At 70.7% G+C, this 16,407-nt stretch carries 28 protein-coding genes; 3 read left to right on the plus strand and 25 right to left on the minus strand.

The window, feature by feature from the left end:
* The 25 genes from ACOJSF_RS14310 to ACOJSF_RS14430 all read right to left on the minus strand — a co-directional run.
* Nucleotides 1–396, minus strand: a 396-nt coding sequence (locus tag ACOJSF_RS14310; protein WP_420142873.1) for a non-contractile tail sheath protein, incomplete at its 3' end; no start/stop codon positions are given.
* A 4-nt stretch (nucleotides 397–400) separates the two neighbouring features.
* Nucleotides 401–964 carry a tail tape measure protein gene (locus tag ACOJSF_RS14315; protein ID WP_420142874.1) on the minus strand — a complete coding sequence of 188 codons (564 nt, stop codon included), beginning with the start codon at nucleotides 962–964 and terminating at the stop codon, nucleotides 401–403.
* Nucleotides 957–1,154 (minus strand): phage tail assembly chaperone, encoded by a 198-nt coding sequence (locus tag ACOJSF_RS14320; RefSeq protein WP_420142875.1) that lies wholly within the window; start codon nucleotides 1,152–1,154, stop codon nucleotides 957–959. Before ACOJSF_RS14320 ends, ACOJSF_RS14315 begins: the two co-directional genes overlap by 8 nt.
* Nucleotides 1,151–1,459 carry a gene transfer agent family protein gene (locus ACOJSF_RS14325; RefSeq protein WP_420142876.1) on the minus strand — a complete coding sequence of 103 codons (309 nt, stop codon included), beginning with the start codon at nucleotides 1,457–1,459 and terminating at the stop codon, nucleotides 1,151–1,153. Before ACOJSF_RS14325 ends, ACOJSF_RS14320 begins: the two co-directional genes overlap by 4 nt.
* The gene (locus tag ACOJSF_RS14330; RefSeq protein ID WP_420142877.1) at nucleotides 1,456–1,863 is read right to left on the minus strand and encodes a phage major tail protein, TP901-1 family; all 408 of its coding nucleotides are present in this window, start codon (nucleotides 1,861–1,863) and stop codon (nucleotides 1,456–1,458) included. The genes ACOJSF_RS14325 and ACOJSF_RS14330 overlap by 4 nt, the downstream gene beginning before the upstream one ends.
* A gap of 27 nt (nucleotides 1,864–1,890) precedes the next feature.
* A complete protein-coding gene (locus ACOJSF_RS14335) occupies nucleotides 1,891–2,286 on the minus strand; it encodes a DUF3168 domain-containing protein (RefSeq protein WP_420142878.1) in 396 nt (131 codons plus the stop codon).
* Nucleotides 2,283–2,459, minus strand: a complete 177-nt coding sequence (locus tag ACOJSF_RS14340; RefSeq protein WP_420142879.1) for a hypothetical protein — start codon at nucleotides 2,457–2,459, stop codon at nucleotides 2,283–2,285. The genes ACOJSF_RS14335 and ACOJSF_RS14340 overlap by 4 nt, the downstream gene beginning before the upstream one ends.
* Nucleotides 2,456–2,776 (minus strand): head-tail adaptor protein, encoded by a 321-nt coding sequence (locus ACOJSF_RS14345; protein ID WP_420142880.1) that lies wholly within the window; start codon nucleotides 2,774–2,776, stop codon nucleotides 2,456–2,458. The genes ACOJSF_RS14340 and ACOJSF_RS14345 overlap by 4 nt, the downstream gene beginning before the upstream one ends.
* Entirely contained in the window at nucleotides 2,773–3,372 is a 600-nt protein-coding gene (locus tag ACOJSF_RS14350; protein ID WP_420142881.1) for a head-tail connector protein, read from the minus strand. Before ACOJSF_RS14350 ends, ACOJSF_RS14345 begins: the two co-directional genes overlap by 4 nt.
* A 22-nt stretch (nucleotides 3,373–3,394) precedes the next feature.
* Nucleotides 3,395–3,532 (minus strand): hypothetical protein, encoded by a 138-nt coding sequence (locus ACOJSF_RS14355; protein WP_420142882.1) that lies wholly within the window; start codon nucleotides 3,530–3,532, stop codon nucleotides 3,395–3,397.
* Between the two features lie 13 nt (nucleotides 3,533–3,545).
* Entirely contained in the window at nucleotides 3,546–4,250 is a 705-nt protein-coding gene (locus ACOJSF_RS14360; protein WP_420142883.1) for a hypothetical protein, read from the minus strand.
* Between the two features lie 4 nt (nucleotides 4,251–4,254).
* The gene (locus tag ACOJSF_RS14365) at nucleotides 4,255–4,386 is read right to left on the minus strand and encodes a hypothetical protein (protein WP_420142884.1); all 132 of its coding nucleotides are present in this window, start codon (nucleotides 4,384–4,386) and stop codon (nucleotides 4,255–4,257) included.
* Between the two features lie 2 nt (nucleotides 4,387–4,388).
* Complete coding sequence (locus ACOJSF_RS14370; RefSeq protein ID WP_420142885.1) at nucleotides 4,389–4,655, minus strand: spike base protein, RCAP_Rcc01079 family; 267 nt, start codon at nucleotides 4,653–4,655, stop codon at nucleotides 4,389–4,391.
* 62 nt (nucleotides 4,656–4,717) lie between these two features.
* The gene (locus ACOJSF_RS14375) at nucleotides 4,718–5,857 is read right to left on the minus strand and encodes a phage major capsid protein (protein ID WP_420142886.1); all 1,140 of its coding nucleotides are present in this window, start codon (nucleotides 5,855–5,857) and stop codon (nucleotides 4,718–4,720) included.
* Between the two features lie 84 nt (nucleotides 5,858–5,941).
* A complete protein-coding gene (locus tag ACOJSF_RS14380) occupies nucleotides 5,942–6,496 on the minus strand; it encodes a hypothetical protein (protein WP_420142887.1) in 555 nt (184 codons plus the stop codon).
* Nucleotides 6,497–6,500: 4 nt separating this feature from the next.
* Nucleotides 6,501–6,914: an HK97 family phage prohead protease gene (locus ACOJSF_RS14385; protein ID WP_420142888.1), complete on the minus strand. Its 414-nt coding sequence runs from the start codon at nucleotides 6,912–6,914 to the stop codon at nucleotides 6,501–6,503.
* Nucleotides 6,911–7,228, minus strand: a complete 318-nt coding sequence (locus ACOJSF_RS14390) for a DUF6127 family protein (protein WP_420142926.1) — start codon at nucleotides 7,226–7,228, stop codon at nucleotides 6,911–6,913. The genes ACOJSF_RS14385 and ACOJSF_RS14390 overlap by 4 nt, the downstream gene beginning before the upstream one ends.
* Nucleotides 7,228–8,337: a phage portal protein gene (locus ACOJSF_RS14395; protein WP_420142889.1), complete on the minus strand. Its 1,110-nt coding sequence runs from the start codon at nucleotides 8,335–8,337 to the stop codon at nucleotides 7,228–7,230. Before ACOJSF_RS14395 ends, ACOJSF_RS14390 begins: the two co-directional genes overlap by 1 nt.
* 98 nt (nucleotides 8,338–8,435) lie before the next feature.
* Nucleotides 8,436–9,707: a DNA-packaging protein gene (locus tag ACOJSF_RS14400; protein WP_420142927.1), complete on the minus strand. Its 1,272-nt coding sequence runs from the start codon at nucleotides 9,705–9,707 to the stop codon at nucleotides 8,436–8,438.
* 254 nt (nucleotides 9,708–9,961) lie between these two features.
* A complete protein-coding gene (locus tag ACOJSF_RS14405; protein WP_420142890.1) occupies nucleotides 9,962–10,327 on the minus strand; it encodes a hypothetical protein in 366 nt (121 codons plus the stop codon).
* Entirely contained in the window at nucleotides 10,320–10,535 is a 216-nt protein-coding gene (locus ACOJSF_RS14410) for a hypothetical protein (RefSeq protein ID WP_420142891.1), read from the minus strand. The genes ACOJSF_RS14405 and ACOJSF_RS14410 overlap by 8 nt, the downstream gene beginning before the upstream one ends.
* 325 nt (nucleotides 10,536–10,860) lie before the next feature.
* Nucleotides 10,861–11,553: a hypothetical protein gene (locus tag ACOJSF_RS14415; protein WP_420142892.1), complete on the minus strand. Its 693-nt coding sequence runs from the start codon at nucleotides 11,551–11,553 to the stop codon at nucleotides 10,861–10,863.
* A gap of 165 nt (nucleotides 11,554–11,718) precedes the next feature.
* Nucleotides 11,719–12,900 (minus strand): cystathionine beta-lyase, encoded by a 1,182-nt coding sequence (metC, locus tag ACOJSF_RS14420; RefSeq protein WP_420142893.1) that lies wholly within the window; start codon nucleotides 12,898–12,900, stop codon nucleotides 11,719–11,721.
* A gap of 10 nt (nucleotides 12,901–12,910) precedes the next feature.
* A complete protein-coding gene (locus ACOJSF_RS14425) occupies nucleotides 12,911–14,455 on the minus strand; it encodes a cryptochrome/photolyase family protein (protein ID WP_420142928.1) in 1,545 nt (514 codons plus the stop codon).
* Nucleotides 14,456–14,509: 54 nt separating this feature from the next.
* Complete coding sequence (locus tag ACOJSF_RS14430; protein ID WP_420142894.1) at nucleotides 14,510–14,812, minus strand: hypothetical protein; 303 nt, start codon at nucleotides 14,810–14,812, stop codon at nucleotides 14,510–14,512.
* A gap of 84 nt (nucleotides 14,813–14,896) precedes the next feature.
* Between ACOJSF_RS14430 and queF the strand changes: the two genes are divergently transcribed.
* The 3 genes from queF to ACOJSF_RS14445 are packed head-to-tail and all read left to right on the plus strand — an operon-like array spanning nucleotide 14,897 to nucleotide 16,325.
* Entirely contained in the window at nucleotides 14,897–15,343 is a 447-nt protein-coding gene (gene queF / locus ACOJSF_RS14435) for a preQ(1) synthase (RefSeq protein ID WP_420142929.1), read from the plus strand.
* Between the two features lie 24 nt (nucleotides 15,344–15,367).
* The gene (locus tag ACOJSF_RS14440; RefSeq protein ID WP_420142895.1) at nucleotides 15,368–15,727 is read left to right on the plus strand and encodes a hypothetical protein; all 360 of its coding nucleotides are present in this window, start codon (nucleotides 15,368–15,370) and stop codon (nucleotides 15,725–15,727) included.
* Between the two features lie 52 nt (nucleotides 15,728–15,779).
* Nucleotides 15,780–16,325 (plus strand): (2Fe-2S)-binding protein, encoded by a 546-nt coding sequence (locus ACOJSF_RS14445; protein ID WP_420142896.1) that lies wholly within the window; start codon nucleotides 15,780–15,782, stop codon nucleotides 16,323–16,325.
* The last annotated feature ends 82 nt before the right edge of the window (nucleotides 16,326–16,407 follow it).

A 16,407-nucleotide genomic window follows, 5' to 3' on the forward strand; every position in this document is an offset into this window, starting at 1 on the left:
GGGCGCGCCCTCGGAATTGTACAACAGCGGTACTTCCCCGGCGCGCGGCGCGCCGCCCGCAGCGCGTCCCTCGTTCGTCAGCGTCGGCCCGTCGACCGCATCGAGCGGCTTGATCCCGCTCGATCGCCAGCGGAAGCGCAGGCGGCATCCCCGGAAATCGCGATCCGTCTCATAAGCGAGCAGCGGATGGTCGTGCCGGTCCTCCGCCTCCCAGATCAGGCCCGCCAGGTCGTCGCGCCGGTAGAATGTCGCGTCGGCCGTCAGCGTGCCCGCGTCCCCCGTCGTCGCGGCCGCCATCATCGGACGCGGAAAGTCGACCGTCCAGAAGCGCGGGTCGAACCTCTTGATAAAGCTTTCGGTCGGGCGCGTGCCAGCCGGCGCCAGTCTCCACCCCATCGCCTCAGCCCTCCGCCGCCTGCAGCGCGCGCGCCACAGCTTGCGCCACCTGCCGGCCCGATCGGGCAAGCGCGCGCGGGGCCTCGCCCTGCGTTGCGTTGACCGTGATCGACACTCGAACATCGCGTGCGGCTCCGCGCTCCGCCGCCGGCAGCACCGCGCCGCTGCTGGTCGGCACGAACACTTCCGGGCCGCGCTCGCCCACGACATAGGCGGCGCCCGGCGTGACCGGGCCGCCGGTCGCGCGTCCGGGCAGGCCCAGCACCGCCGTCAGCAGCGTGCCGGCGAGCCCCGTCAACCCGCCGCCGCCCGTCGCGCCGATCCCGCTGCGCAGCGCCGCGCTGGCAATCTCGTTCAGGCCGCGCAGCGCCACCGCGCGCAGATCGTCGAACTCCAGCTTGCCGCCACGCACGGCGCGCGCCAGCGCGGTCTCGATCGATCGCCCGGCGCGGTCCGCCCCGCTCCCCAATCCGTCGGTCAGCGTCGCGCGCATTTCCGCCACGTCGCGCGCGAAGCCGCCTGTGCCGGCGCGCACGCCGATCACCAGGCTGTCGATTTCCTCATCCATCCGGAAACATCTCCTTCAGCCGCGCGATCGCGTCGGCTGGCGGCGGCGCGGGCCGCTCGCCCGCCAGCGCCGCGATCACCGCATGCAATTCGCTCGGCGTCGCCGCCCAGAACTCGGCTGGCCGCCAGCCGAGCAGCGCGCCCGCCACCCCCGCCAGCCGCGCCGCCGACGCCGCGATCCGCGCGCTCATCGCCCTTTCAGGATCTCGCCGATCAGCGTGCGCAGCGCCGGGGCGGTCGCCGCCAGCCCGCTCTCGACGATCGCCTCGCCCAGCCGGACGCGCGTCAGCGCCTCGGGCCTTTCGTGGGCGCAGTGCCAGAACAGCGCCGCCACCTCGGCCAGCCGCAGCGACCCCGCCGCCGCGCGCTCGACCAGCGCGAACAGCGGCCCCAGTTCCTCCTCCGCCGCAACCAGCGCCGCGAAGCTCGGGCGGAGCACCAGCACCGCACCGTCGATCGCGAGGGCCGCCTCGCCGCGCGCCGGATTGGCGCTCACAGGCTCGTCACCGCGCCCGAGCTTTCCAGCGCGAGCGTGTAGCTACGTTCCCCGTTGAAATCGCCGGCATAATCGAGCCGCGTGAGCAGGAAGCGCCCGCGCATCCGCTCGCCCCCCTCGAACGACAATTCATAATCGTCGAGCGTGCCGGCCAGCGCATTGCCCTTCAGCCGCGCTTCGGCCGCCGATCCGGTGAAGACCCCCGCGCCCGCCACCGACACGCTGCGCGTGCCCGCGCCGGACAGCAGTTCGCGCCATCCGCCCGAACCCTTGTTGGTGATCGCGACACTTTCGCCGTTGATCGAAAGCTGCGTGGTGCGCAGACCCGCCACGGTCGCGTAGGTCGGCGTCGCCGCCCCGTCGCCGACCTTGAGCAGGAACGCGCTGCCTCTTTCCGCCGCCATGTCCGTCTCCTTCATGAACTGCGCGCGTCACGCTTCCAGCGTGCGCGCGCGATATTCGACCATGCCCGTCCACGGCCCGCCCGCCGGGCGCAGCACGCGGCTGCGGATCAGCATCAGGCTCGCGATGCGGTGATGCGGCAGGTTCGCCGGCAGCGCCTCGATCGCCGCCTCGACCGCGCCGACCAGCCCGTGGAGCCGCGCCGCGCGGCCCGCTTCGTCCCAGATCGCGATCGTCAGCCGGTGCTCGCGCCCGCGCCCGGTCTTGTGGCTCCAGTCGGTCGTGAACCCGTCGCCGATCGTGAGGTAGGGATAGGCAGCACGCACCGGTGGCCCGTCGAATACCCCGCTCGCGATCTCGCTCACCCCCTCCGCCCCGGCCAGCGCCGCCACCAGCGCGGCCTGCATTTCCGCAGCCGCGCTCATCGCATCCTCCGCGCCGCATCCGCGACCAGATGGTGTAGCCGGGGATCCGCCGCCCATCGCCGCAGCAGGCCCGGCCCCGTCAGGCGGATGCCCTCGGGCAGGCGCTCGATCGTCACGTCGGGCGGCGCCTCGCTTGCCGCCGCCGTCAGCGCATCGACCGCGCGCCCGATCATCGCACCTCCTCCCCGATCGCGACGACGCGGTCGGGCAGCGCCGGGTCGGCGATCACCCGCGTCACGTCGACCGAGTGGGTCAGCCGCTCGATCCGGTCGCCCACGCGCACGTCGCACGGGCGCAGGCTCACCCGCCACAGCGGCCGCGCGTCCAGAGCCTGTCCGACATGTGCGTCGCCATGGCCGACCGGGCGCGCGCTCGCCCACACCACGTCGATCACCGTCCAATCGTCGCCCAGTGCGCCGAGCGCATCGCGGCTCTCGCTCCGCCGCTGGAGCACCACCCGCTCGCGCAGGATTCCCGCAAAGCCGCTCATGCCAGCCGCATCCTGCGCCACGGGCGCCACAGCGCGGCGACTGCCGCCGGCGGCGCGCCCTCGTCGGCCGCGTCGCGATGCGCATAGAGATGGCTTGCCAGCCGGATCACGCCCTGCTGGATCGGTTCGGGCAGGGCCTCCCACGCCTCCGCCAGGCCCGCGACGTAGCGCACCTGCGCCCGTCCACCCGTGATCGGCGCGGTCAGGCGCACCCAGCCGTCACCGCCGGCATCGATGCCGAACGCATGGCTGTCGACCGGCAACGGCTCTGCGTCGGCGTCCGGTGTCTCGATCGCGGTGATCGCCCTCACCGGCGTCCGCGCCAGCCGCCGCCACGCGGGCGATGCGGGCAGCAGCTCCACGACGTCACGCGCGATCAGCATCTGGCCGGTAAAGGCCTCGCCATGGCCGATCGCCGCCGCCACCAATGTCGCCAGCGTCGCGTCGTCGGCGTCGCCATCGATGCGCAGATAGGCTTTGGCCGTGGCGACGGCGGGGACGGGCGGGACGATCGCGTCGGCGCGCGTCAGCCCCGCCCCGCACGCAGGCGGAACGGCCGGCGCCGCGCATGCGACGCCTGCGGAAAGGATCATCATTGTCCTCCGTTGATGGGGGGTGTCAGGCGGCGGCGAAGAAGGCCGCGGCCGCCGCGTCGAGCGTGGCCGGCGTCCAGCCGGCGGGCACGCGCAGCACCGCATCGCCCAGGGTCAGCAGCACACTGCCGTCACGCTCGTACAGGATGGCGGGTTCGTCCATGGCGCGTCTCTCCTCAGGCGATGGTGACGGACAGCAGGGGGACACGCCCGGCCGGCGACCAGGCGCCGAACGCGTTGGGCAACCCGGCGGAAAATGGCACCGCCGCATTGGCCGTCACGCCCCCGATCACATTGTTGATCGATCCGTATGGCCCGGTCGCGCCGACCAGCCAGGTCAGCCCGCGCTCGGTCGCCGCATTGGCCTGCAGTGCGACGGGCGCATTCGCGTGGATCGCGAGCCAGTAGATTCCGGGGGCCAGCGCTACCGGCTCGGTCAGCGCCACCTCGATCGACGCGGCCGATCCCGTGCTCGGCGCGCTCGCGCCCTCGGCGACCTTGACGCCCGGGCCGCGATCGTCGGCATACAGGCCGACCCGCGCGCTCCCGCTCGCGCCCATCGTGACGCGCAGCCCGATCGACGCGATCGCGCAGGCCTGCGTGATCGGGATCGGCACCGCATACAGCGTGTCCGCCGCCACCGTCATTGGCGCAGGCGTAATCGTGAAGGGCGGGCAATAGCTCAACCCGGACACATAGCCGGGGTGGGTCAGCGCGACCGCGCCGCCGATCGCCTCGTGCATCGCGGGCTGGCTGAGCGCGTAGGTCAGGATCTGCGCCGGGGTCAGGTGGACGGTGGCGCCCCCCTGGACGGCGGGCACCGCTTCGCCGCCCGCCAGCGCCGAAGCGGGGGCGAGCGCCGAAATCTTCGTATCGGGCATGATGTTACTCCAGCAGCAGCGCGCCGCCCGCTTCGTTCTGCAGGCGGCCGCCATCCTCGCGCAGCAGTCGCGCGGCCGGTCCCGCCCCGCCGCCGTCCGGGCGGCGTGACAGGATCGCGATCAGGATTCCGATCATCGTCAATAGAGCGCGAGCAGGTCGGCGGCGGTGGTCCCGCTCGCCCGCACATACTGCGCGCGGAACGGCAGGATCGTGCCCGACGGCACGTTGCGCCAGGCTTCGTCCGCGCCGCCGCGCGCGCCCCGCATCACGATCGTGCCGCCCGTGCCGACGAACAATCCCTTGGGAATGTCGGGCAGCGGGGCGGTGTCGTGCGGCGTGATCGCAACCGCGCGCGTCGCGGGCGCGAACGGCGCGTCCGCGACATTGGAAAAGGGATCGGCCATGTCTGTCTCCCGGAAATGGGGCCGGCGGCGATCGCGCCGCCGGCCGGGTCGGGCGCGCGCCGTCAGGCGGCGGCGAACTTCATCAGCTTGATCGCTTCCGAATTGATCACCGCGCCGCCCACGCGCTTGACCGCGTAGAAGTGGACGAACGGCTTATGGCTGAACGGATCGCGCAGGATCGCGGTCTCGGCCCGCTCGGCGATCAGGTACCCCGCCTTGAAGTTGCCGAACGCGATCGCCAGCGCGTTGGCGGCGATGTCGGGCATGTCCTCGCTCTCGACCACCGGATAGCCGAGCAACGTGTCCGCCCGCCCCTCGGCCAGCCCCGGCTGCCACAGGAACGCGCCGTCGGCGGTCTTGAACTTGCGGATCGCCGACAAGGTGGCCGAATTCATCACGAACGCCGCCCCCTGCCGGTACGGCGCGCGCAGCGACTGGGCCAGGTCGACCAGCCGGTCCTGCGGGTTCGCCGCCGCGAAGCCGCCCGCCGCCCCGCTCGCCACATATTGCAGCGTTCCGAACGCGCGCGTCGCGTCACTGTCGGTGCTGGTCGGATAGGTCAGGAAGCCCTTGGGCTTGCTCGTCCCGTTGCCCGCGACGAACGCCTGTCCTTCGGCCCGCGCGAATTCGGTCGCGATCTCGCCCGCCAGCCAGCCTTCGACGTCGAACCCCGCATCGTCCAGCATCGCCTGGCTCGCCGCCGGATTGGCGTAGAGCTCGCCCATCGGCGGCGCGACCTCGCGGAACACCGGCGTCGCGGTCTCGGTCCGCGCGTCGGTCTCGGCGACCCAGCCCGACGGCGTGCCGCCGGTCGTGACGAGCTTGCGATAGCCCGCGCTCCCGACCGTCACCACGTTGGCGATCGCCCGGATCGGGGAAATCGCGGTCAGCGTGCGATCGATCGCCTCGTCGATCTCGCGCGGCACGGCATAGCCGCCCTCGCCCCCGCTCGCGCCGCTCATGCTCTTCAGCTCGACGCCGCCCTCGATCCCCTTGCGCAGATAGGTGTCGACGAATGCCTTGGCCCCGCTCTCGCCGCCGGCGCTCGCCCCGCTCAGCGCCGGCCGCGCGCCCGCCACCGCGGCCGCGTCCATCCGCGCCTTCAGCTGCGCCATCTCCGCGCGCAGCTCGCCCACCGCCTCGCCGGCCGCGACCGCGTCGAACGACGCCTCCAGCGGATCGACCGATTTCGTCTCGTACATCCCATTCTCCTCGGACAAAAAGAAAGGGCGCCCCGCTCATGTGCGGGACGCCCTGGAAAACTCGCTGCGACAACGACGTCGGTCTCAGATCTCGTCGTCTAGATAATTACCCTTAGCTCGGTAGATTACCCTGGCCGACAGCACCTTATCGACCAACACCTCGCTCCTAGAGCCTCCCCCATGACCATAGCTTCCGGGAACAGCGGTTCTTCGACCGACGAAGTCGATCAGAACCATCCGACTGCGTGGGGGCGTTTCCGGCTCTCGCGCCTTGCCCCATCCAAGCCACTCGCCAAACGGCCAGAGCTTTGCGTCACGTTCGTGCCGTAAGGCTGCGATCACTTGATCGGGATGGTCCACGTCCTCGAAGAAGCGCGACCCCTCGAACTCGTCGAGCCATACTCCCCGCATCCGCTTTGCCGGAAGCATTTTATAGCATTGGTCGAAGGGGATCCCCTCGATGACGGTTTTACCGTTCGCCGTGCGCTCCTTCGCGCAGGAATGGATACCGAGGACTTCCAGCGGAAGGATTCTGGCGTACCCGTCGATCGGGTTAACGTAGGCCGCGATCGGCGGCGCGTGGCGATCGCACCCCGCGAGAATTATCGCCACAAGAAGAACCGCGCGTCGCATCGCCATCGTCTTAATCTATCTGCGCCATGGGCTCCACCGCATGCACCCGCGCCGCCGGCTGCATCGGCAGGGTGACGAGGCTCACCTCGACCAGGTCGAGATCGGTCAGTTCGCGTTGCGCGCCCTCGCGCTTGCCCCGCACGCGGTAGCCGAAGCTCAGGCCCCCGACCGCGCCGTCCTTCAGCAGCGCCGCCGCCTCGCGCCCCGCCGCCGATCCCTCGCTCACCCGCCCGATCACGCGGAGGCCACGCGCATCCTCGGCCAGTCGCTCGATCCGCCCGATCGGCGTCCCCGGCCGGTGCTGCCACAGCAGGGGCACGCCCGCCGGCCCGGCCGCGACCGCGCGCGCGAACGCGCCCCGGCGCACCACGTCGCCGCCGCGATCGACCCGGTCGAACAGCGCCGCATAGCCCGCGAACCTCATGCCCCGCGCACCATCGCGACGAGCCCCAATTTTACCGCCAGCCCCATCAGCAGGAGCGCGAGGCTGATCCGCACCAGCCAGTTGACCACCTCGTTGCGCGCGGAGCGCTTGGCGTCGCGCCATGCGCCCAGCAGCTGGCGCAGCTCGCCCAGGTCGCCGCGCGCGCCCTCGTCGCTTAAGCCCAGCCGGCCGAGCGCGCGTTCCGCCCCCGCCTCGCTCGCCTCCTCGGCCAGCGCGCGCAAAGTCACCAGGCTCGCGCCCTCGCTCTCCGCCTGCGCGACCAGCCGCGCCAGCATCGCCTCCGTGTCGAGCATCATCCTCCCTTTCCGAAGCCGAGCATCGCGCGCTTCTCGTCGATGCTCAGGAAGTCCGCCGCCGTGACCTGCGCCCACAAGGCGGCGCGGTCGGCCGCCAGCGCGGGCACCGCGTCGAGATCGATCGCGAGGGTCAGCCCCGGCCACCATGCGCCAAGCGCCGCCGCCAGCCCGCTCACGATCTTGCCCGCCAGCGGCACGATCGTCAGGCGATACAGCGCGCGGTTCGCCTCCGAGTAATTGGCATAGGTATTGTCGCCCGGCAGGCCGAGCAGCATCGGCGGCACACCGAAGGCGAGCGCGATCTCGCGCGCCGCCGCCGCCTTCAGCCCGACGAAATCCATGTCGGCGGGCGTCAGGCTCATCGCCTGCCACTTCAGCCCGCCTTCGAGCAGCATCGGCCGCCCGGCATTGGCCGCGCCCGAAAATTCCGCGTCCATCTGCCCGCGCAGCCGATCGAACTGCTCGGCCGACAGCGCCGCGCCTTCGCCCGCCTCATAGACCAGCGCCCCCGACGGCCGCGCCGCATTGTCGAGCAAGGCCTTGTTCCAGCGCGCCGCCGCATTGTGGACCGCGACCGCGCCCGCCGCCGCGCCCAGCGCGCCCACGCCATAATGGTCGTCGGCCGGGTTCAGCGCGCGGATGTGCGCCAGCGCCGGCCGCCCCGCGCCGTCGTGCGCGGGCAGTCGCATCGCCGCCTCGCCCGCGCGGTAGAGATAGGCGGCGGGCCAGCCGCGCGCGTCGGGCTCGATCGTCACCCGCTCGGGCCGCAGCGCGAACAGTTCGGCCGGCACCCCGTCGGCATCGCCCGCAATCTGCACGAACGCGTTGCCGTGGAGCAGGAGCTGTGCCGCGATCGTTTCGATCAAGTCCGGCTGGCGCAGCAAAACCGCCGCCGCGTCGTGCGCATCGTCCTGCGCATAGACCGGCAATGCGCCCGCCCCCTCCGCCACGATCCGGACCGCGCGCTGCGCGATCGGGTTGGCGAGATAGGCGTCGCGCAGCTGGCCGTCATAGGATCGCGGCCAGTCGCCGCGCACCGCCCCGCCCGCCGGACGCACCAGGGCCGGCCGCGCTGGTACGGCCGGCCGCTTCCCGAACAATCGCATAATCTCTCCTCGAATTTGGTGTCCGGCCAGGCGTACACCGCCCGCGCCACCCCCCGTTCGGGCTGAGCCTGTCGAAGCCCCGACCTCGTCTCCGCACGTCAGATTCGCCGAATCGCGGGCTCGACCCTCTTCTTGTCCAGCATCAGCGCGGTCAGCGCCCACACCAACGCATCCGCCCGGTCGGGCGATCGTCCCGGCCCCTCATAGCCGCCGCCGATCATCAGCCCGGCCAGCTCGTCCTCCAGCGCTGGGAACGCGCCCACATGGAACACCCGCTTGCACTGGTAGAGCATCATCACCGGCTCGGCGCGTGCCACCTTGCCCTGGCTGGCATGGACCAACGTCACCGGCAGCGTATCGTCCGCCGCGCGCAGCACGCTTTCGACCATCGCCCCGCCATTGTTCGCCTCGGCCACGATCCGGTCGGCGCGCCAGCGGTGCGCGGCCGCCGCGACCGCCGCCGCCCATCCTTCGGGCGAAGCGCCCTGCACGCTCGCATCGTCGATCACATGACCACAACCTGCCGGGTCGAGCGCGACCGTGACGATCCCGCACGCATCGCTTCCCGCGCCCGCGCCGGCCGGCGGGTCGACCCCGATCACCACGCGCCGCATCTCGGTCGGCCCGGCGTTACGCCGCTGCCGCTCGATCAGGTCGCGGCTCCACAAGGCGCCCTCGATCTCCTCCAGCAGCTCGCCGTCCAGTTCCTGCCGGCCGAGCTGCGTGCCCGCGTAGGTTTCCGTCATCCGTGCGATGAAATCGGGCGACAGGTGCGCGCGATTCTCGCGCATCCTTCCGCGCGTCACCACGCTGTCGTTGGCCGCGATCAGGCGGCGGACCAGGTTCACCGGGCGCGGCGTGGTGGTCGCCACCGTGCGCGGCCGCTCGCCCAGCCGCAGCCCCATCGCCAGATTGTCCCAGGTCGCGTCCGCCGCCGGCCATTTCCCGATCTCGTCGCACCAGGCGAGATGGTGCTGCGCCCCACGCAGCGCCTCGGGCTCGCTCGCCGCGAACAACTGGGCGCGCGCGCCGTTGGGCCAGGTCAGCCGGCGCAGCGACGGTTCGAACTTGGGCCGCGCGTCGGGCGGCGCGATCGTCGACAGGCCGCTATCGCCCTCGACCATCACCGCGCGCGCCTCGGCCAAGGTCGCCGCCACCAGCGCGATGCGCAGCGATCCGTCCGCCTCGGCTTGGCCGCGCACCCATTCCGCCCCCGCCCTCGTCTTGCCGAAGCCGCGCCCCGCCAGGATCAGCCACGTCCGCCAGTCGCCCCCGGGCGGCAGCTGTTCCGCGCGCGCCCATTGCGTCCAGTCGTGGGCAAAGGCGCGGAAAAAGGCCGCGTCATGCGCCCTGGTCCACGCCTCGCCCATCTGTCCCCAGTCGAGCGCCAGCCGCTCCACCGGCGACAGGCCGGCGGTGTGTTCGATCCTCTCCATCCGCCCCCGCATGTTTTCGTGTGATAGGCTCTGGCAGAATGCGGACTGGCGCCACGCCGCCCCATCCCAATCCGTTCGTGCTGAGCCTGTCGAAGCACCGCTTTTCACCTTGGCGACGCGGATGCCGAACGCATGGCGCCACCCCGACAGGCGCAATGCGAACGGAAGATCCGGCCGCCGATTTGAGGCTAGCCTTCGACTGCCGCCAGCTTGGCGACGACCCGCGCCGCGAGCGCATCGTTTGCGGCCGCCAGCCGCTGGTCGCCCTCGCCCTGCGCGACGCCGCTTGCCATTACCGCCGCGCGCCCGGCCATCAGGGCCGCATGGCCGCGCAGCAGGTCGGCGGCGGCACGCGCGGCGGCGCTTCGCGTCATCAGCTTATTGTCCACCGCCGTCTCCGCCGCGCCCGCCGCCGCCGCGAAGGCCAGCTCGGCCGCGCGCAGCCCGCCGGCAATCACCGCGCCGGAGGTCGGGGTCGGCAGGCCGCCCGGCGCACGGCATCCGCCCGCCAGCAACGCCGTCGCCGCGAGCATCGCGAATCCCCGCTTAGCCATCGCGGCCGATCCGCGTGGTGGCGCGCAACCGCCCGACGATCGCGACCATCGCGAGCACGGCGGACAGCAGTTGCACCGCTCCGTCCATCGCCTGTCCCGCCACCGCCGGATCGACCGCCACGCCCAGCGCCGCCAACAGGCTGACCAGCGCCGACAGCCCCGCCGACACCACCGTCAGCGACCGTATCGCAGGCTTGCTTCCGTCCATCCTCTGTCTCCCGCATGAAAAAGCCCGGCGGGATGGATGGTCCCGCCGGGCACGATTCTCCCCGGCATGGGGGAGGTGGCAGGCCACCGGCCTGACGAGGGGCGCCCGACCGGACGCCCCTTCTGGAATTGTCGGTATTGGCCCTGACCGACGCCTTTCCGAGCGACCGGCAGGCATCCGGAGGACCACGCGACGGCCCGGAGCCGGTCGATCCTCAGCTGACCGCGCCGACCGTTCGTGCTGAGCTTGTCGAAGCACGGTCTTCGCCGTGGCGACGCCCGTGCGAGCGAGGCCGATCATCGATCTGCCCCCCCTCGGCCGACCGCTATTCCTCCAGACCCATCCGCCGGCGCATGCCTTTGAAGCGCCTGTCCCAATGCGCGCGCCATTCGTCCGTCGACATGTCGTGCGCCGGCACGCCCGCATCGCGCACCGCGCCGCGATGCTGGGCGAGGAGGGCAAGCGCGGTCCGGTCCGAATATTCGGTCATCGTCCCCACCCGCTTGCCGCCATACCAGACCGACTTGCGCACCCCGTTGAGCGCGCGGTCGAGCATCATCGCCTCCAGTCGCTCGAACCCTTCGGCGAGCGCCGCCGCCCAGCGGCCGCGGAACCCCTCGTCGCACTGGCGATGGCGATAGACGTTGCTGTCCGACAGGCCCGATGCGCGTACCGCCGCCGCGACCTTGGCGGTCTGCGCCAGCGTCTCCAGGAAGATCCGCTCGCGCCGCGCGCTCCATGCGATCCGCTTGGGCTTGCGCTTGCGCGCCGCCTTCTTGGGCTTTGCGCTTTTCCTACCCTCCTTCGGCCCGGCTCCGGTCGCCATCCCCTCGCCGATCTCCGCGCCGACGACATCCTCGATCCCCGCTCCGGTTTCGCCCCCGCTTACCGCATCCGCCTCGGGCGCAATCCCGGTCCCCGCTTGAGCCTCCGCCCAAGCGCCGACGCTGCCCGCCGTCTCGCCATTCGCCTCGTCTCGGCGCACGGCCTTGGCCGACGCATCCGCCTCCTGTGTCATTCCGCCGCCTCGCTCGATCCGCCGAGGACACGAAAAAGGCCGGCGATCTCGCGATCGTCCGGCCCGGTGCCGATCCCGTCGGCTACACTTCCTCAGCGTTCCTGCCTTATGCACGAACAGCGGCGCGATGTCAAGCTTTGTTTTTGTTTTGATCTTATTATGTTCTCATTCCATCGCTGCCTCCAGCGCCTTTGCCAGATCGGCGATCAGGTCGTCCGTGTCCTCCAGCCCGATCTGCAGGCGGATCATCGGCCCCGGCGACGCCCACGGCACCGCCGTCCGCGCGCGTTCGGGGTCGATCGGCAGCGCGAGGCTCTCATAACCGCCCCACGAAAAGCCGATCCCGAAATGGGTCAGCGCGTCGACCAGCCGGACCCGCGCCGCATCGTCGCCGCGTATCGCGAAGGCGAACAGCCCGGCGCTCCCCGCAAAATCGCGCGCCCACAGTTCGTGGCCCGGACAGCCGGGCAGCGCAGGGTGCAGCACCATCGCCACCAGCGGCTGCGCCTCCAGCCAGCGCGCGATCGCGACCGAACTCTCGCCATGCTGCTTCAGCCGCACGCCCATCGTCCTGAGGCCGCGCGCCGCCAGAAAGGCGTCGTCGGGCGCGACATGCTGGCCCAGCGCCTGCCCCATCCGCCGGATGCGTTCGAACACGCCCGGCACCGCGGTCGCCGATCCCAGCATCACGTCCGAATGGCCGACGACATATTTGGTGCAGGCGAGGATCGACACGTCGCAGCCATGCGCGATCGCCGGGAACAGCAACGGCGTCGCCCAGGTATTGTCGATCAGCGTCGTCACGCCGCGCGCCTTCGCCGCCGCGCAGATCGCGGGCACGTCCTGCACCTCGAACGTCAGGCTGCCGGGGCTTTCGAGGAAAATGGCGCGCGTCCGTTCGGAGAACAGCGCGTCGATCGCGGCACCCCGCACGCCCGGATCGTAATAGCGGGTCGTGACGCCGATCCGCGCGAGCATCCCGTCGCAGAAGACGCGCGTCGGCTCGTATGCCGTATCGACCATCAGCAATTCGTCACCCGGCTCCAGGAGCGCGAGCAGGGCGGTGGTGATCGCCGCCACGCCGGACGGATGGAGCGTGGTGCCCGCCGCCCCCGGTTCCAGTTCGGTCAGCGCGTCGGCCAGCGCCCATTGGGTCGGCGTGCCGCGCCGGCCGTAATACAGCCCCGCGTCGGGCTGGCGGATCGCCGCGCGCAAGGCCGCGACATCGTCGAACAGGATGGTCGATGCGCGCCATACCGGCGGGTTGACGATGCCCTGCGTCCACGCCTTGCGCCGCCCCGCCTCGACCAGCCGGGTGCCCGGCCTTTTGCCCTCATGCTCGCTCATGGCATGGGGCCTAATATCCGCCGGCCTCCGCGTCGAGGTGCGCGAGGAAGCCGGCCGCCTGAGCGCGGATCGCCGCCTGCGTCGCGTCGTCGAACCGGTCCCAGTTTCGATACGGCCCGCGCATTCGCTGATTGCCCGCGAACCGCTCGCGATGCCGCGCGAGAAAATCCCAGTAGAGCGCGTTGAACGGGCAGGCATCGGGCCCGGTCCGCTGTTTCACGTCGTAGCGGCACTGCCCGCAATAATCCGACATCCGGTCGATATAGGCCCCTGACGAGATATACGGCTTCGACGCGATGATCCCGCCGTCGCCAAACTGGCTCATGCCGAGCGTGTTGGGCAGCTCGACCCACTCATAGGCGTCGAGGTAGATTTCCAGATACCAGCGATGCACCTCGGCCGGATCGGCGCCGATCAGCAGCGCGAAATTGCCCGTTACCATCAGCCGCTGGATGTGGTGCGCGTGCGCGGTCGCCAGCGTCTGCCCGATCGTCTCGCGCAGGCAGAACAGGTCGGTCTCCCCGCTCCAGTAGAAAGCGGGCAGCGCGCGCCGATGGTCGAGCGCGTTGCGCGCGACGTAATCCGGCCCCTCGCGCCAGTAGATGCCGCGCATATATTCGCGCCAGCCGAGGATCTGGCGGATATAGCCCTCGGCCGAATTGAGCGGCGCGCGCCCGGCGCGATACTCCGCCTCCGCGCGCCGGCACAGATCGAGCGGATCGAGCAGTCCCGAATTGAGGTAGGGCGACAGGATCGAGTGCCACAAATGGCGCTCGCCGGTCAGCATCGCATCCTCGTACGGCCCGAATTCGGGCAAAGCGTGCGCGAAGAAGGCGTCGGCTTGGCGTTCGGCGTCGGCGCGGGTCACCGCATAGACGAAGCCGTCGAGGCTGCCCGGATGATCGGCGAAGCGCGCCGCGACCAGCGCCAGCACCTCCTCCGTCACCACATCGGGCGTGAACGACAGCGGGCGCGGCATCAGCAGGTCGGCCTTGGCCGGCTTGCGATTCTCCGTATCGTAATTCCACCGCCCGCCTTCGGGCTCGCCCTCGGGTGTCATCAACAGCCCGGTCCTGACGCGCATCGAGCGGTAGAAATATTCCATCCGCAGCTCGCGGCGTCCCTCTGCCCAGGCGTCGAACTCGGCGTGACGGGCGAGGAACCGGTCGTCGGGGCAGATCTCGACCGGCAGCCCGAACAATGTCTCCCAGCTTTCGAGCATCGCCTGCACGCGCCACTCGCCTGCCTCGGTCGCGACGATCCGGTCGGGCGCATGCCGCGCGACCGCGCGCGCCACCTCCCCGGTGAAGCTGCCTTGATTGTCGGGATCGTCCAGCGGGACATAATCGACCCGCCACCCTTCGGCCCGCAGCGCTTCGGCATGATGCCGCATGGCCGACAGGATATAGGCGATCTTCGCCTTGTGGTGGCGGGCATAGCCCGTCTCTTCCGCCACCTCCATCATCAGGATGACCGTGGAACCCGGATCGGCCCCGGCCAGCGATGACAGGCCGAGCGAGAGTTGGTCGCCGAGGACAGGCGCGAGCGTAATCACGCCAGACACCTGATCCCGATTTGTTCCCGTGTCGAGTCCGCGCCGATCCGGGACTTAACCGCTTCTCTTTTGTCCGAGCAGCTTGCGGCGAAGGAAATAGCCCAGGGTGACAAAGAGCAGGCCGCCGCCACCCAACAAAGATGTGGTCAGCAAAACCTCGTCGGTGGTGGCCGGCAGGCCCGTATCGTTGTTTTCGATCGCAACGCCGTATCCGAAATGCGCGACGGACATGGCAAGGCCGAGCAACGCGATCAGCGAACCCGCGACCATCCATGTGCGCGCAATCCGCAACCCCACGGTCGGATTTCTGGAGAATATGTTGAAAACCCCGCGGGGTTTAACGGGCGGCGCGTTCATGCATGCCCTGTGCCCCGCCGCGGCGACGTCCGCAACCGCCCCTTGCCGGATGACGAACGCCGCCTGCTCGCCTACATGGCGGCCATGTCTATCACGCATCTCGGCCAGACGTCGCCGCTGCCCGCCTCGCCCGAGGCGGCGGTGCTCGATTACGTCCCCAACCCGCGCCCCGGCCGGCCCTATCTGGTCCGCTTCACCGCGCCCGAAGTCACCTCGCTCTGCCCGGTCACCGGCCAGCCCGATTTCGCGCATCTCGTGATCGATTACGCGCCCGCCGCGACGATTGTCGAATCGAAATCACTCAAGCTGTTCCTGGGATCGTTCCGCAACCATGCCGCGTTCCACGAGGATTGCACGGTCGGCATCGCCGAGCGTCTAGTGGCCGAAATGCAGCCGGTCTGGCTGCGGATCGGCGGCTATTGGTATCCGCGCGGCGGCATCCCGATCGATGTCTTCTGGCAGTCGGGCGCCCCGCCCGAGGGGCTGTGGCTGCCGGATCAGGGCGTTCCCGGCTATCGCGGACGCGGCTGACCTGATGGAGGGATGAAGGAGATCATGATGCGCGCTTGCCTGCCCCTGCTCGTTGCCGCGCTGGCATCCGGCCCGCTCGCCGCGATCACCATCGCCAATCCGGCGAGCGACCAGCTCGCCGCCTTGCCCGACATTCCACGCCGCGCCGCGTTGCGCGGCTCGATCCTCGATTCGGGCCTGCAATGCACCCGGGTCGAGGCCGCCGCGCGCCAGGGACCGTGGGGCAACCTGATGATGTGGCGCGCCAAGTGCGACCTGAAGGATCCGCGCTTCGATTATGGCGTCTTCATCGGCCCCGACGGATCGGTCCAGGCGCGCCGCTGCGGCGACATGAAGGTGCTGGGCCTCCCCCCCTGCCGCCCCCTCGTCCGCCGCGCGCGCTGAGCGGGCGACGGCGCTTTCCAAGGCACGGCGTGGTTTCTAAGACGGGCGAAGCATGACCAGCTTCACCGTGAACGGCGAGCCCATCCATTACCGGATGGACCCGGAGACGCCCCTCCTGTGGGCGCTCCGTGACGCATCCAATCTGACGGGGACCAAATATGGCTGCGGCGCGGGCCAGTGCGGCGCGTGCACGGTCCATGTCGATGGCGTGCCGCGCCGCTCGTGCCAGGTGCCGATCGGCGCGATCGAGGGCGCGTTCGTGACCACGATCGAAGGCCTGTCGAACGACCGGGGCCATCCGCTCCAGCAGGCGTGGGTGGCCGAGGGCGTGCCGCAATGCGGCTATTGCCAGTCGGGAATGATCATGGCCGCCGCGGCATTGCTCGCCCGCACGCAGTCGCCGAGCGACGCGCAGATCGACGAGGCGATCACCAACCTCTGCCGCTGCGGCACCTATCCGCGCATCCGCCGCGCGATTCAGCGCGCGGCGGGCGCGATGCGAACCGGCGGCGCGCTGACCGCCGCCCCGCCGCCGCATATCGATCCCGAGGATGCCGCCGCCGCCGTCCCTGCTCTCTCCCCGCCGCCACGCCGCTAACTTTCTGGATGCTGACAAGCGAGTTCAGCGTTCGATCAGCGCCAGCGGACCACAAAGCGCCATGCCGGGGCGAGTCCGCACC

The sequence above is a fragment of the Sphingomonas sp. genome (assembly GCF_048594985.1).
Lineage (GTDB): Bacteria > Pseudomonadota > Alphaproteobacteria > Sphingomonadales > Sphingomonadaceae > Sphingomonas_I.